This is a genomic window from Pseudomonas sp. FP2338, from assembly GCF_030687515.1.
Taxonomy (GTDB): domain Bacteria; phylum Pseudomonadota; class Gammaproteobacteria; order Pseudomonadales; family Pseudomonadaceae; genus Aquipseudomonas; species Aquipseudomonas salomonii.
Genome location: NZ_CP117436.1, coordinates 347,341 through 361,066 on the forward strand (window position 1 = coordinate 347,341; position 13,726 = coordinate 361,066).

A 13,726-nucleotide genomic window follows, 5' to 3' on the forward strand; every position below is an offset into this window, starting at 1 on the left:
GCCTAGGGCCGGCGTGCAAGGCACTCGCCGGTCATGCAAACAGATCGGCGTCTGCCAAGGCCTTACCGATCTGATCCTTGGCGGACAGGGTTGGTGTGCCCTCAAACTGCCAGTCAATCTTGAGCTCCGGGTCGTCCCAGCGAATACAACGCTCAGCCGAAGGCGTGTAGTAGTCAGTGGTCTTGTAGAGGAACTCGGCGTAGTCGCTGAGTACTACAAACCCATGGGCAAACCCCTCTGGAACCCACAGTTGGCGGTTGTTTTCAGCGGACAGGCGCACGCTGGTCCACTGGCCGAAAGTGGGCGAACTGCGGCGAATATCCACCGCCACGTCCAGAACCTCACCGGCCGTTACCCGCACGAGTTTGCCCTGGGTGTTTTCTATCTGGTAGTGCAAGCCGCGCAGCACGCCCTTTTGCGAGCGAGAGTGGTTGTCCTGCACAAACTCCAGCTGCAGGCCGGTGGCTTGCGCAAACGCCTTGGCATTGAAACTCTCATAAAAAAAGCCACGCTCATCGCCAAATACCTTGGGCTCGAGGATCAATACGTCGGGCAGCTTAGTAGCGATTACATTCATTTGTTTCCCTCGCCGGGTGAACGGGTCGTGTGATCAGAACCTTATGCGATCAGGTCTTTTGGGTCGGTATTGCCCAGGCGCTCGCCTTGATAGCTGCCGTCCTGGACCCTGCGGCACCAGTCCAGGTTATCGAGGTACCACTGCACGGTTTTGCGCAGGCCGGTTTCAAAGGTTTCTTCCGGGACCCAGCCCAGCTCGTGTTCGATCTTGCTCGCGTCGATCGCGTAGCGCTGGTCGTGGCCCGGGCGGTCTTTGACGAAGGTGATCAGGTCGGTGAACTTCTCCACACCGGCCGGGCGCTGTGGCGCCAGTTCTTCGAGCAGGCCGCAGATGCCGCGTACCACGTCGATGTTCTTTTGCTCGTTGTGACCGCCGATGTTGTAGGTCTCGCCGACCACGCCTTCGGTGACCACTTTCAACAGGGCGCGGGCGTGGTCTTCGACGAACAGCCAGTCGCGCACTTGCAACCCGTCACCGTAGACCGGCAGTGGCTTGCCGGCGAGGGCGTTGAGGATCACCAGCGGAATCAACTTCTCGGGGAAGTGGAACGGCCCGTAGTTGTTCGAGCAGTTGGTCAGCAGCACCGGCAGGCCATAGGTGCGCTGCCAGGCGCGCACCAGGTGGTCGGAGGCGGCTTTACTGGCCGAATACGGCGAGCTGGGTGCGTAAGGCGTGGTTTCGGTGAACAAGTCGTCCACGCCGTGGAGGTCGCCGTACACTTCGTCAGTGGAAATATGGTGGAAGCGGAACGCGCTCTTGGCCGGTTCCTCCAGGGTTTGCCAATAGGCGCGGGTGGCTTCCAGCAGGCTGTAGGTGCCGACGATGTTGGTCTGGATAAAGTCCGAGGGGCCATCAATGGAACGGTCGACGTGCGACTCGGCGGCCAGGTGCATGATGGCCTGCGGCTCAAAGCGCGCCAGCACGGCGCTGACGGCGGCCTGGTCGATGATATCGGCCTGCACGAACTCATAGCGGCTGTTGGCGGCGATGCTGGTGAGTGACTCCAGGTTGCCGGCGTAGGTGAGTTTGTCCAGGTTGAGCACTTCGTGCTCGGTGTGTTGAATCAGGTGACGAACCAGGGCAGAACCGATGAAGCCGGCGCCGCCGGTGATGAGAATGCGCATTCAGAGAGCCTTTTTTCCAAGACAGACATTAAGCCAGAGCATAGCTTGAGTTGCGCAACGGGGCGGCGCAAGCCTACTCGGGTGAAGAAGGGTTGCCTTGATTGCCTGCGCGAGTTGGGTTTCCATGCTGCCGACCGGCGACTACCTCAACATATTCAAGATCAAGCCGCCGATGGTGACGTCTAAACACGGCGTGGATTTCTTTGTCGACAGGGTGTCGAAGGTGCTTTATTAGCAACTGTAGGTTATCGATTGTTATCGACTAACGGCTGTCATATTTGTCATTCATGATCTTTTATCACTTTTAAAGCCGATTTTTATCCGTTATAAAGTCGGCTTTCACCCCATTCGGAGTCCTGAACGCCATGACCACCCTGCACAGCACACCTCGCGCCGATGGCTTCTACATGCCTGCCGAATGGGCGCCGCAAACCCAAACCTGGATGATCTGGCCCGAGCGCCCGGACAACTGGCGCCTGGGCGGCAAGCCGGCGCAGGCCGCTCACGTGGCAGTGGCCAAGGCCATTGCGCGCTTTGAGCCGGTCACTGTCGCGGTGTCTGCCGGCCAGTACGAGAACGCCCGTGCGCGCCTGGACGTGCCCAATATCCGCGTGGTGGAAATGTCCAACGACGACGCCTGGGTGCGCGACACCGGCCCGACCTTTGTGATCAATAACAGTGGCGAAGTGCGCGGCGTGAACTGGGATTTCAACGCCTGGGGCGGCTTTGACGGCGGCCTGTATGCGCCGTGGAACCGCGATTCGCAGGTGGGCGGCAAGATACTCGAGATCGAGCGCGCGCCGCGCTACCGCACCGAAGGCTTCGTGCTGGAGGGCGGTTCGATCCATGTCGACGGCGAAGGCACCGTGATTACCACCGAAGAATGCCTGTTGAACCGCAATCGCAACCCGCATCTGGACCGAGCGGCCATCGAAGCGGTGCTGCGTGACCATTTGGCGGTGGATAAAATTATCTGGTTGCCGGATGGCCTGTTCAACGATGAAACCGACGGCCATGTGGATAACTTCTGCTGCTACGTGCGCCCCGGCGAAGTGTTGCTGGCCTGGACCGATGACCCGCAAGACCCTAACTTTGCGCGCTGCCACACCGCCATGGCCGTGCTGCAAAGCAGCACAGACGCTAAAGGCCGCCCGTTCACAGTGCATAAAATGCCGATCCCAGGCCCGTTGTACGCGACCGAAGAGGAATGCGCCGGTGTCGATCCAGTCGACGGTTCTCAGGAACGTAATCCTACTGTGCGTTTGGCCGGTTCCTACGTGAACTTCCTGATCGTCAACGGCGGCATCATCGCGCCGAGCTTCGATGACCCGCTGGACAGCCAAGCCAAAGAGATCCTGCAGAACCTGTTCCCGCAGCACGAAGTGGTGATGGTGCCGGGCCGTGAACTGTTACTGGGCGGCGGCAATATCCATTGCCTGACCCAACAACAGCCGGCACCGCACAAAAATTGAGTGCGGTTGTAACAGCGTTTGAGTGAACGCCGAGCGCTACCTGTTTAAAGCGCTTACAGCAAGCCCGCAGCCTGGCTAGGTTGCGGGCTTTTTTGTGCCCGAATGCCTATAAACACGGGACATTGGCATAGCTCTTGTATCGGTGTTGCCACAGTGACCCAAGGTGATGACTGCACAGTTCTGTCACAAACCTTGAGTAAGTTAGCCGCTCACGCAGTAGGAGAGAGCGCTGAAATGAACGCCGATATCAACCCGATCTACACGCGCCCGTTCCACCCGACGCGGGTTAGCGGTGATGCGATCCATGCGCTGGCGCTATGGTTGAAGGCAAACGGCTCGCGACAGGTGAGGCAGCAACAGCCTGACTTGCGCAGCGTGATGAGTGAACGCTACCCGACGGGATTGTTCAGTGAGGATGAGTTGCAAGCGCTGTGCGAACTCCTGAACAGCTGAAGAACACCCAGATCAATTGTGGGAGCTGGCTTGCCTGCGATTGCATTCTGTCAGCCAGCGACTTTCCAGCAGATGTACCGCTTTCGCAGGCAAGCCAGCTCCCACATTGACCGCGTGATATTTAGGGGGTGTAGGTGCCTGTTGCCCGCAGCTCGGTGGGTTACTGCAAAAGCTGAAGACCACCAAGATCAATTGTGGGAGCTGGCTTGCCTGCGAAGGCATTCTGTCAGCCAGCGACTTTCCAGCAGATGTACCGCTTTCGCAGGCAAGCCAGCTCCCACATTGAGCGCGTAAAATTTAGAAGTTGTAGGTGCCTGTTGCCCGCAAGCTCGGTGAGCTAGTACAAAAAACTGAAGACCACTGAGATCAATAGTGGGAGCTGGCTTGCCTGCGATTGCATTCTGTCAGCCAGCAACTTTCCAGCAGATACACCGCTTTCGCAGGCAAGCCAGCTCCCACATTGAGCGCGTAAAATTTAGAAGTTGTAGGTGCCTGTTGCCCGCAGGCTCGGTGAGCTAGTGCAAAAAACTGAAGACCACTGAGATCAATTGTGGGAGCTGGCTTGCCTGCGAAGGCATTCTGTCAGCCAGCAACTTTCCAGCAGATGTACCGCTTTCGCAGGCAAGCCAGCTCCCACATTGACCGAGTGAAACTTAGAAGTTGTAGGTGCCGGTTACCACCAGACTGCGTGGCTCGCCTGGCTGGATCTGCGCCGCACTGGTGGCCGAGGCGTAGTAATTTTTGTCCGCGATGTTGTTCAGCGCCGCACGCACGTCCCATTCTTTTTGGCGGAACCCGGCCAGTGCATCCCAGCGGCCGTAGCCTGGCAGCACCACGGTGTTGAGGTTGTCGGCGTAACGGTCGCCCACCAGGGTCAGGCCGGTTTCTGCGTACCAGCCCATTTCCGGTTTCCAGGTGATAAACAGGCTGGCGTTACGCTTGGCCACGTCGCTGATGCGCTTGCCTTCAAAGCCGCTGTTGTCCTTCACCACCTTGGCATCCTGCAGGCCGATGCCACCGCGTACGTACCAGTTGCCGACGACTTTGCCGGTGGCGGTCAGCTCCACGCCGCGTGAGCGTTGTTCGCCGGTGAGCAGGGTGATGTTGCGGTCGAGTGGGTCGCTGGTGCGGCGGTTGTAGAGTTCCAGCTCGTACACGGCCAGGGTGGTGCTCAGGCGGTCGTCGAGCCAGTCGCTTTTAACCCCGATTTCCTTTTGCTTGGTCAGCTCCGGGCTCAGGTCGTTGACGGCGCCTGCGGCATTCGGGGTGATGCCGATCAAGCCGCCGCCGGCCGGCGAGAAGGTCTTGCTCCATGAGGCATAGAACGAATGGTGCTCCAGCGGCGTCCAGACCAGGCCGATGCGCGGGCTGGTGCTGTGGCTGTCGACCGCCTGCTGGGTATTGAGCAGCTTGCTGGTGGTGTCCACTTCAAAGTGGTCGTAACGCAGGCCGGCCAACACTTGCCATTGATCGTTGAGGCGCAGTTGGTCCTGTACGTAAAGGGCGCGGCTTTCGACTTCGGTGTGGTTGTTGCTGGAAACACTCATGCGCCCGGTGTGGCTCAAGTGGCGGTCGGGCTGGTTGAGGTCCAGGCTCGGCACGGCCTGGCCGCCACGGTTGGTGGCGGTAGCGCTGTACAACTTTGGATCACGGCGCTGGCTGCCCAGCTCCAGGCCGGTGAGCAGGCGGTGCTCCAGGCCGAAAGTGTCGAACCCACCTTCCAGCTCAAGGTTGTTGAACACGTTGCGGGTGTTCAGGTCTTGTTGCCAGCGCTGGCGCGAGACTTTGTTGGTTTTGGGGTCGTAGCCGACCTGGTAGGTGTTGTCGAAATCGCTGTCGAGCTTGAACACGCCGAGGGTGTGGCGCAGCTGCCAGTTGGCGTTGATTTCGTAGGCCAGCCTGGAGCGCAGGGACTGGGATTTATCGTCGATGTAATCGCGGCTATCGAAGTAGGTCGTGCTGCGGCTCACATCGGCGGGGCGGCCGTTGACCCCGGGGATGCCACGGTCCGGCGTGCGGTTGTAACGGCTGTATTCGTATTGCACCAGCCAGTTCAGGTCGGGCGTCAGTTGCCAGCTCATCGACGGCGCGAACAGTTGGCGATTGCCACTCACACCGTCGCGAAAGCTGTTGTTGTCCTGGTTGCCCATATTCAGGCGCAGGCTGATGTTATCCGTCGGGTCGGTGCTGAGGTCGGCATACAGGCTGCGCAAATCCTGGCTGCCGCCTTGGGCTTCGATGCTGGACGTGCGGCCCGCCTGGGGCAGTTTGCTCACGCGGTTGACGATCCCGCCCTGGCCGCCGCGTCCGTACAGTACGGCGGCCGGGCCTTTGAGCACTTCGATGCGCTCGATGTTATGCAGGTCGCGCACGTACTGGCTGTCGTCGCGAATGCCGTCCAGGTAGAAGTCATTGCTCGCGTCAAAACCACGGATACGCAGGCTGTCGAAGCGCGTATCGGCGCCGCTGCTGACGTTGGGAATGCCACTCAACGCCTGGCCCAGGTCGTTGGTGCCGTAGGAACGCAGGCTTTCGGTTTTAACCGAGTCGATGGCCTGGGGCACGTAACGCACCGAAGTAGCAGTGCGGGTGGCGGTGTTGGTCTCCTTGACGCGTGGGTCGTCTTCATCGGCTTCGGCGCTCACCGAAGTTTCGGGCAAGACCGTGGCGGCACAGGCGAAACCGGCAGACAACAAAACAGAAAGCCCAAAAGTGATGGGCGTCAGGCGAGAGGCAGGCATGGGAAGTCGATCCAAAAGTGTTGGAAAAAGAAAAGCGCGCGAATGGTAATGCTTTGCATTTGCGTAGGTTATCTATTCCCAAACATACCCTTGGCTAAAGTGTTACATAATATGTTTTCTTGACGAATCAGACGATTTTTCAGGCTTGAGCGAAGGCCTTGGAATGCACCGCTTAGAATTATTTCGCCTAAATACAGACGATTCACGAAATTGACACATAGTTCAACGCGCGCATAGGATTGCGCCCAACGCCTGTGGCTCACCGCCATGACTCATCCAATAAAAAAAGGCCCGCGGCAGTTCAGTCGTCCGCGGGCCTTCTTTTTTTGGATAACGTCGACACCAGAAAAGCGACACGGAGCCTGGTGTCACAGCGCGTACTCAACCAGTAATAAGGAATATAAGAAATGTTGAAGCAACGGATGAGTCTGATCGCTCTGGGGATTTTGAGCGCATCGACAGCAATGGCGAACGACCAGGAGCAATCCAAGGGTTTCGTGGACGACAGCCACCTGAACATCGCAGCACGTAACGCCTACATCAGCCGTGACTACAAAAACGGCAAGCAAGACAAAGCCGAATGGGGCCAGGGCTTCATCGGCAAGTTCGAATCCGGCTTCACCCAAGGCACCGTCGGTGTGGGTGTGGACGTGATCGGCCAATACGCCATTCGCCTGGACGGCGGTAAAGGTCGCAGCGGCGCTGGCGGTATCGACTTCTTCAAGCAAGGCGACAGCGGCGAAGCAGCCAACGACCTGGCCAAGGGCGGCGCTGCCGTCAAGTTCCGCGTCTCTAACACTGTACTCAAGTACGGTGACCAGATGCCGGCTGTGCCTGTGTTGCAGTACGACAACTCCCGTCTGTTGTCGGAAACCTACACCGGTACGTCGATCGTTTCCAAAGAGATCGCCGGCCTGCAACTGGACGCTGGTCACTTCACCAAGGAAGCTCGCAAGAGCGCCGAAGGTTCCGACAGTGGCGCGCTGAAAAGCATCGACTACATCGGTGGTAGCTACAAATTCACCGAGAGCCTGTCGGCGGCGTTGTACGCCTCCAACATGCAGGACGTGCTGAAGAAGCAATACGTCAACGTCAACTACGTGCTGGCCCTGCCAGAGAAGCAATCGTTGACCTTTGACTTCAACGGCTACAAAACCAAGCTGGACCGCAGCTTCGCCCTGGAAAACCAAGGTGATGCGGACGCCCGCGACAACAAAATCTGGAGCCTGGGCGCTACCTGGGCTGTTGGCCCGCACAGCTTCACCCTCGCTCACCAGCGCAGCACCGGCGACACTGGCTACCTGTACGGCGGCTACCGCAACGCTGGCGGTATCGGCGACGGCGGCAATACCATCCTGCTGGCCAACTCCTACTGGTCCGACTTCAACGGCAAGGACGAGCGCTCCTGGCAAGCAGGCTACGGCCTGGACTTCAGCGCCTTCGGCGTGCCTGGCCTGACCTACAACATCGCTTACGTGCGCGGCACCAACATTGACGACGGTTCCAACCGTGGCAGTGGCACCGAGCGTGAAATCTTCAACCAGTTCAAATATGTCGTTCAAAGCGGCCCAGCCAAAGACCTGAGCCTGCGCGCTCGTGCGTCGTGGTTGCGCGTCTCCAGCAACGCCAGCAACTACAACGTAGGCGGTAACGAAATCCGTCTGTTCGCCGACTACCCGATCAACGTTTTCTAATTGATCGCACGTCGCGCCTGATGCCAGGCGATAAAAAACCCCGACTGGTTCGGGGTTTTTTTATGCCTGCGTGTTGCACACGTACTTGTTACATCACATCACTAATGAAGTACTCCGGCCCATCTTTATCCGCTCCAGGCGCAGGCCTAAATTGGCCTCACTGCCCGCCCATTGGAGCCAACACCATGCCCTTCGTCAGCCTGCGCATCACCCGTGACGGCGTGACCCCTGAGCAAAAAGCCCAGGTCATCGCCGAGTTCACCGAAACCCTCGAACGCGTGCTCAACAAGCGCCCGGACCTGACCCACATCGTCATCGAAGAAATCGACACCGATAACTGGGGCTATGCCGGCATCACCACCACCGAATACCGCACATCCCAAGCCCTTACCGGAGAAACAAAATGAGCAAAGTCGTGATCATCACCGGCGCCTCCCAAGGCATCGGCGCCGCCGTGGTTCAAGCCTACCGCGCCCTCGATTACCGAGTGGTTGCCACCTCGCGTTCGATCCAGCCATCCACCGACCCGAACATCCTCACGGTGCCCGGCGACATCGCCGACCCGGCCACCGCCCAGCGCGTCATCCGCGAAGCCCTGGCGACCTTCGGGCGTGTCGACAGCCTGATCAACAACGCCGGCATCTTCATCGCCAAACCCTTCACCGCCTACACCCAGGACGATTACGCCAACGTGCTGGCGGTGAACCTCAACGGGTTTTTCTACATCACCCAACTGGCCATCGCCGAGATGGAAAAACACGGCGCCGGCCACGTCGTTAATGTCACCACCAGCCTGGTCGATCACGCCATCGACGGCGTGCCTTCGGTACTCGCCAGCCTCACCAAAGGCGGGCTGAATGCCGCGACCAAATCCCTGGCGATTGAATACGCCAAACGCGGCATTCGAGTGAACGCGGTAAGCCCAGGCATCATCAAGACGCCGATGCATGGCGAAGACGCCCATGCGGCGCTGGGGCAACTGCACCCGGTGGGGCGCATGGGCGAAGTGAGTGATATCGCCCAGGCGATCACCTACCTGGAGAGCGCCGGGTTTGTCACCGGTGAGATCCTGCATGTGGACGGCGGGCAAAGCGCCGGGCACTGATACACCACCACGCCCGGCCTAACCTGGCCGGGCGTTATCATCCCGTGGCGAGCGCCCGAAAAAGGCTTTATAGGCCCGACTGAACGCGGCCTCGGACTCATAGCCAATCGCAAAACCCACCTCGCCGATGCGACCTTCCTGCTTGGCCAGCATGCTTTTGGCCAGGGTCAGCCGCCATTCATTCTAATACCGCAACGGCGAACGCCCCACCAACGCGCTGAACCGCTCTCAGAAATTGGAACGCGACATGCCGGCCACCTCCGCCAGCGTATCAATGCGCCACTGCTGGCCCGGCGTTGCATGAATAGCCCTGAGCGCCCGCGCGATACGCGCATCCGACAACCCGCCCAACCATCCCGATGCAGCCCCTTGCTGCACCCAAGTGCGCAGGATGCGAATCACCACCAGATCAATCAGGCGTGAAATCATCAACGCACCGCCCGGCTGCGTGTCATGGGCTTCAAGCAACATGAAATGCAGGATGCCTTCGGCCCAGGCGGCGGCTTCGGTGTGCCGAATATGGATAAGCCGGGGCAGGGCAAACAGCATCGCCTGGAAACTGCTCGCGTCGAACCAGAACCGACACACCACCACACTGGCCGGCCCATCGCACGCCGTCAGCGTGATGCACGTGGGGTCGTGAGGCAGCAACAGCACATCACCCTGTTGCAGCGTCATCGGCGCCTGGCCGACGGCCTCCAGTTGCAACTGACCTTGCTGAAGCACGCAGATATGCGCGCTGTTTTCATCCAGCTCGAGCGGCTGCTGATCGGCCAACGCAGAGGAATACACCCGATCACCCGCCAGACGAATCTGCGCCAGCACCTGCGACAACAGATCGCCTTTGGCCAGCCCCTCCAACTGCATTCCCGGATGAATGATCCCATTTACCTGCGGGCTCTCAAAAACAGCTCCGTGACGCCGAGCATGTCGCGCAAGGGTAACTGCTACGACAATGCGGCCATGGAGAGTTTTTCGGCACATTGAAGTCAGCGTTTTTTTATCTGAATAAATTTAACGACCTTGATGAGCTTCACGCTGGCATCGACGAGTACATCCAGTATTACAATCACTCGCGTATCAGACTGAAGCTAAACGGCCTGAGTCCTGTTGAATACAGAACTCAGGCCGCTCAGGCATAGATGGGTAAATGTCCAACTTTGTGGGGTCAGTTCAAAAATAGGCGGACACCATCGCCTTTAATTTGGGCGTTCGAAAGTACTGAAGTATCGGTATTGCGCAGCCGGTAGGTAAGCGCAGAGGCGGTTTGGTCACCTCAGCGCTCGCGCTGGAAAATACGTCGCCACAGGCTTACGATTCGGTAAAGTACTGATAGAGGCTTTCTAGCGCTTTTTGATACTGCTCACCGGTAAATGTGGACTTGATCTTACCGATAGCATCCGCCGCATTAATTACCGCTTGTGTGTCGTCCTGACCACTCTTCTAGAAAAGCTAGTGATTTAACAGCGGTATTTTCACCACGAACTCGCTTCCCTTACCTTCCCCCGCACTTGTGCCGGTCACTGTTCCGCCATGGGCTTCAACCAACTCTCGCACCACCGTCAGACCAATGCCTAAGCCTGCGCCATTGAAACCCACTGCGTGAACATCCTGGACAAACGGCTCAAAGATGAACGGCAGCGCTTTGGGTGTGATACCAATGCCGGAATCCCGAATGCAAATTTCCAGCAGATTGGCTTCAACGGAAACTGCAAGTGTGACCGTGCCGCCAGTCGGCGTGTACTTGGCCGCGTTACCCAGCAGATTATCGAGAATCTGCGTCAGCCGTACAGGATCGCCGTTCACCGCTAAACGAGATTCCAATAGTTCTGAGCTGAAATTTAAGCCGTGAGCGAGCATGACCGGAGTACAGATTTCTATGGCCTCATTAATGATGTCAGTCATATTGGTAACTTGGCAGTTGAGGCGAAATTTACCGGTGGTAGCGCGAGCAATGTCGAGTAAATCTTCCACCAATCGGGACATTTGCTGCACTTGGCCTTCAATCAATATCTGCATGCGTGGCAACTCTTCGCGAGGAACCCGCACCATCCGGCCAGCAATCATGCTTATGGGCGTCAGTGGATTTCGCAGCTCGTGGGCCACTATAGAGAGGATGTTGCGCTGCTGCTTCAGTGCCTGTTCAGCTGCAATCTGTAAGTCGTGGGCGCTAAGCGCTGCTATAACCAATTGCTCGTTGGCTTCACGCATCTCTAAGTACAGATGCTGTTCTGCCTGAGCGTTTTTCTGATCTTCAACATCAGACTGCGCCGATAAAATTGCCAGCACGAGTTGCTGATTGGCCTCAATAAGTTGCTCGACTTGCAAGCTATCAACAAGCTGGCTGTTAGCGTCACTGAGTTTCTTATGCAGCGCCGTGAGTACCGCGCGAGCCGCGACCGTCTTCCGGCCCAGTAAGAACAGTTCGCGTGCAGCAGTGGCTATAGCCTGTTCATTCTTGCCGCTTGTCTCACTCATTATTCTTCGCTCATCCGTCGACCTTGCTCAAGCGCTGCTTTGTCGGTCGACCACCGAGCAAACCTTCTTGCTCCGGCAACATGTCACCGATGTGTAGGCCGTTATCATCAATGAAGTACTGACGTAACTCATCAGAGTGCGCACTGGCGCGAACCTTGACCACGGCCATGATGCGCAACAACCGGCTCTCTACCTCAATATAGCGCTGGACGATGATCGCATCGGTCAGAAACGCCGTGCCGTAAGGGCTAAAACGCAGATCGGTGTAACGATCTTCCAGCTCTGAGGTCATCAATACACTGACCCCGGAATTGGTTAACGCCGTGACCATGCGCGACAACGACTCGCGAAAATCCTCGCGGAAGGTCGGCGCCACTGCCAGTTCGAAGCCCGACAGCGAATCAATGACCACGCGAGTGGCTTTCAGCCGGATGATCTCGCCGAGCAACAGCTGGACAATTTCGTCAATCGACAGATCGGCAGCGCGACTGTCCACCAGACCGACCTGCCCGCTCGCAATCAAACCAGATAGAGTCGCATTCTGCGAGTGATTGGGCCGTTGTTCGAACACTGCGATCACGCCAGTTTCGCCATTGCGCGCGCCCTCCGCAAGGAAAGTAGCCGCGAGGATACTCTTGCCCGACCCGGAAGGCCCGGCCACCAGCAGCGAATAACCCCGAGGCAGACCGCCGCCGAGCATCTCGTCGAGCCGCGCAACCCCCATGTTCAAGCGCTTGATTGGCAATTCCAACGGCGCATCAACCGGGCTGGCTATAACGGGTGCAAAAACCTTGATCCCGGAAGTCGCAATGCGGAAGGTGTGCAGGCCCGGCAACGTCGGTTGGCCGCGCATCTTCATGATTTCCAGCTTGCGCACCATGGAGTTGCGCTGAACGCTTTGACGAAGCCAGATCAGGCCATCGGCCACGGTGAAAATCGGGTTGGTGTCGGTTTCAGTGAAATACTCTCCGATGAGGAACGTCGTCGCCTGCCAGGTCGTCATCAACATGCCCAGTTGCTGAACGAACTGTGGCAGGTTGTTGTTCGGGTTGTCCTGGGTCTGGCTGGCTAGCACCACGGAGCGGAACGAATCGACAAACACCAGCGCCGGCGAATGCGTTTCGACTTCGCTGACGATGCGCCGCAGCACCTCGTCCAGATCACCGGCCAGGGTATCGTCGGCCAAATTGATATAGCGGATCGACTGGTTGATCGCTTCGCTGTCGAAGAAGTCAAATTGCTGCTGGTAACGCAGCATCTTCAACGGCGGTTCACCGAGTACGGTAAAGAACAGCGCCGGGCGCTCGGGCGTCGCCAGGGCGAACATCATCTGATGCGCCAGCGTGGTCTTGCCGCAACCCGGCGGGCCGGCGATCAGGTTGAACGAAAATTCCGGCAATCCACCGCCCAGCACCTCGTCCAGTCCTGGCACGCCGGTGGCCAGGCGGTTGATAGTTACTTTGGTGCTCATGGCGAGTTTTCCTGCGAGGGGGTGTCGCTCAAAGAAGGTTCCCACACGCCACGAAGCAAACGTGCGGTGAGCGATGGCCCGATAAGCGTGGTCAGAAGCTCGTAGAGAGTGGTCAGCAACACTTCACCGAAAAACAGCGCTTCGGTGCCTTGCTGCTCGACGAGCACGGATTTGAGGGCAATCAGATCCATCGTGGCCGGCACACTGTCATAGGTGCCGGCAAGGCGCGGATGGGTGGAAACGCAGAGGTGCAGACTGCGCCGGTAAAGCGCGACAACCCCATGTTGGCCAATAATGGGCGTCAGGGCTGCGTCCAGAGCCTGCAATATCGCAACAATCGCCTCGGCAATGCTTGCAGTGTCAGCATGGGGACCAACACGGTGCGCCAGAGTAGCTACGATCCGGCGGCTCTCTTCGCTAAGCGTGGACATGGCTGACTGATATCTGATGAGCAGAGTCCGATGGTACACCCACAAGCGAATTATTGATCCCCATGGACGCGACATCACGAATGCGATAGTAAATGGTGGCGAAGCAAGACTGTTTGGTGAACAGCTTGAACGACCGCTTTGGGTTTATATCTGACCTTCTTGACCGTCTGCTATTGGCCC

13 protein-coding genes and 1 pseudogene are annotated in these 13,726 nt (G+C 58.1%); 6 read left to right on the forward strand and 8 right to left on the reverse strand.

What is annotated here, in order from left to right:
* Positions 1-31: 31 nt before the first annotated feature.
* Entirely contained in the window at positions 32-577 is a 546-nt protein-coding gene (rfbC, locus tag PSH96_RS01455) for a dTDP-4-dehydrorhamnose 3,5-epimerase (protein WP_065930828.1), read from the reverse strand.
* A gap of 41 nt (positions 578-618) precedes the next feature.
* The gene (rfbB, locus tag PSH96_RS01460; protein ID WP_305457054.1) at positions 619-1,701 is read right to left on the reverse strand and encodes a dTDP-glucose 4,6-dehydratase; all 1,083 of its coding nucleotides are present in this window, start codon (positions 1,699-1,701) and stop codon (positions 619-621) included.
* 365 nt (positions 1,702-2,066) lie between these two features.
* Here rfbB and aguA point away from each other — a divergent pair, with 365 nt between their 5' ends.
* Both aguA and PSH96_RS01470 read left to right on the forward strand, forming a co-directional pair.
* Positions 2,067-3,173, forward strand: coding sequence for an agmatine deiminase (aguA, locus tag PSH96_RS01465; protein ID WP_305457055.1), 1,107 nt, complete (start codon positions 2,067-2,069; stop codon positions 3,171-3,173).
* Positions 3,174-3,407: 234 nt separating this feature from the next.
* Positions 3,408-3,626 carry a hypothetical protein gene (locus PSH96_RS01470; protein WP_305457056.1) on the forward strand — a complete coding sequence of 73 codons (219 nt, stop codon included), beginning with the start codon at positions 3,408-3,410 and terminating at the stop codon, positions 3,624-3,626.
* Positions 3,627-4,279: 653 nt separating this feature from the next.
* Here the strand turns inward: PSH96_RS01470 and PSH96_RS01475 are convergent.
* On the reverse strand, positions 4,280-6,367 hold the full coding sequence (locus PSH96_RS01475; protein ID WP_305457057.1) for a TonB-dependent siderophore receptor: 2,088 nt from the start codon (positions 6,365-6,367) through the stop codon (positions 4,280-4,282).
* 407 nt (positions 6,368-6,774) lie between these two features.
* On the opposite strand from PSH96_RS01475, the gene PSH96_RS01480 reads away from it, so the two are divergent.
* From PSH96_RS01480 to PSH96_RS01490, 3 genes are all read left to right on the forward strand, one after another.
* A complete protein-coding gene (locus PSH96_RS01480; protein WP_056860697.1) occupies positions 6,775-8,061 on the forward strand; it encodes an OprD family porin in 1,287 nt (428 codons plus the stop codon).
* A 185-nt stretch (positions 8,062-8,246) separates the two neighbouring features.
* Positions 8,247-8,468, forward strand: a complete 222-nt coding sequence (locus PSH96_RS01485; protein WP_056860696.1) for a 4-oxalocrotonate tautomerase family protein — start codon at positions 8,247-8,249, stop codon at positions 8,466-8,468.
* Entirely contained in the window at positions 8,465-9,166 is a 702-nt protein-coding gene (locus PSH96_RS01490; protein WP_305457058.1) for an SDR family NAD(P)-dependent oxidoreductase, read from the forward strand. Before PSH96_RS01485 ends, PSH96_RS01490 begins: the two co-directional genes overlap by 4 nt.
* A gap of 18 nt (positions 9,167-9,184) precedes the next feature.
* On the opposite strand, the gene PSH96_RS01495 is transcribed toward PSH96_RS01490, so the two are convergent.
* A complete protein-coding gene (locus PSH96_RS01495; protein WP_305457059.1) occupies positions 9,185-9,319 on the reverse strand; it encodes a hypothetical protein in 135 nt (44 codons plus the stop codon).
* Positions 9,320-9,394: 75 nt separating this feature from the next.
* On the reverse strand, positions 9,395-10,033 hold the full coding sequence (locus PSH96_RS01500; RefSeq protein WP_305457060.1) for a cupin domain-containing protein: 639 nt from the start codon (positions 10,031-10,033) through the stop codon (positions 9,395-9,397).
* A 21-nt stretch (positions 10,034-10,054) separates the two neighbouring features.
* Here PSH96_RS01500 and PSH96_RS01505 point away from each other — a divergent pair.
* Positions 10,055-10,308: pseudogene (locus PSH96_RS01505) on the forward strand (transposase); the annotation flags it as partial.
* A gap of 310 nt (positions 10,309-10,618) precedes the next feature.
* Here the strand turns inward: PSH96_RS01505 and PSH96_RS01510 are convergent.
* Genes PSH96_RS01510 through PSH96_RS01520 form a run of 3 tightly spaced genes read right to left on the reverse strand, consistent with a single transcriptional unit; the run spans position 10,619 to position 13,546 of the window.
* A complete protein-coding gene (locus PSH96_RS01510; protein WP_305457061.1) occupies positions 10,619-11,644 on the reverse strand; it encodes a HAMP domain-containing sensor histidine kinase in 1,026 nt (341 codons plus the stop codon).
* 10 nt (positions 11,645-11,654) lie between these two features.
* Positions 11,655-13,115 carry an ATPase domain-containing protein gene (locus PSH96_RS01515; protein WP_305457062.1) on the reverse strand — a complete coding sequence of 487 codons (1,461 nt, stop codon included), beginning with the start codon at positions 13,113-13,115 and terminating at the stop codon, positions 11,655-11,657.
* Entirely contained in the window at positions 13,112-13,546 is a 435-nt protein-coding gene (locus PSH96_RS01520) for a hypothetical protein (RefSeq protein WP_305457063.1), read from the reverse strand. Before PSH96_RS01520 ends, PSH96_RS01515 begins: the two co-directional genes overlap by 4 nt.
* Between the last annotated feature and the right edge of the window lie 180 nt (positions 13,547-13,726).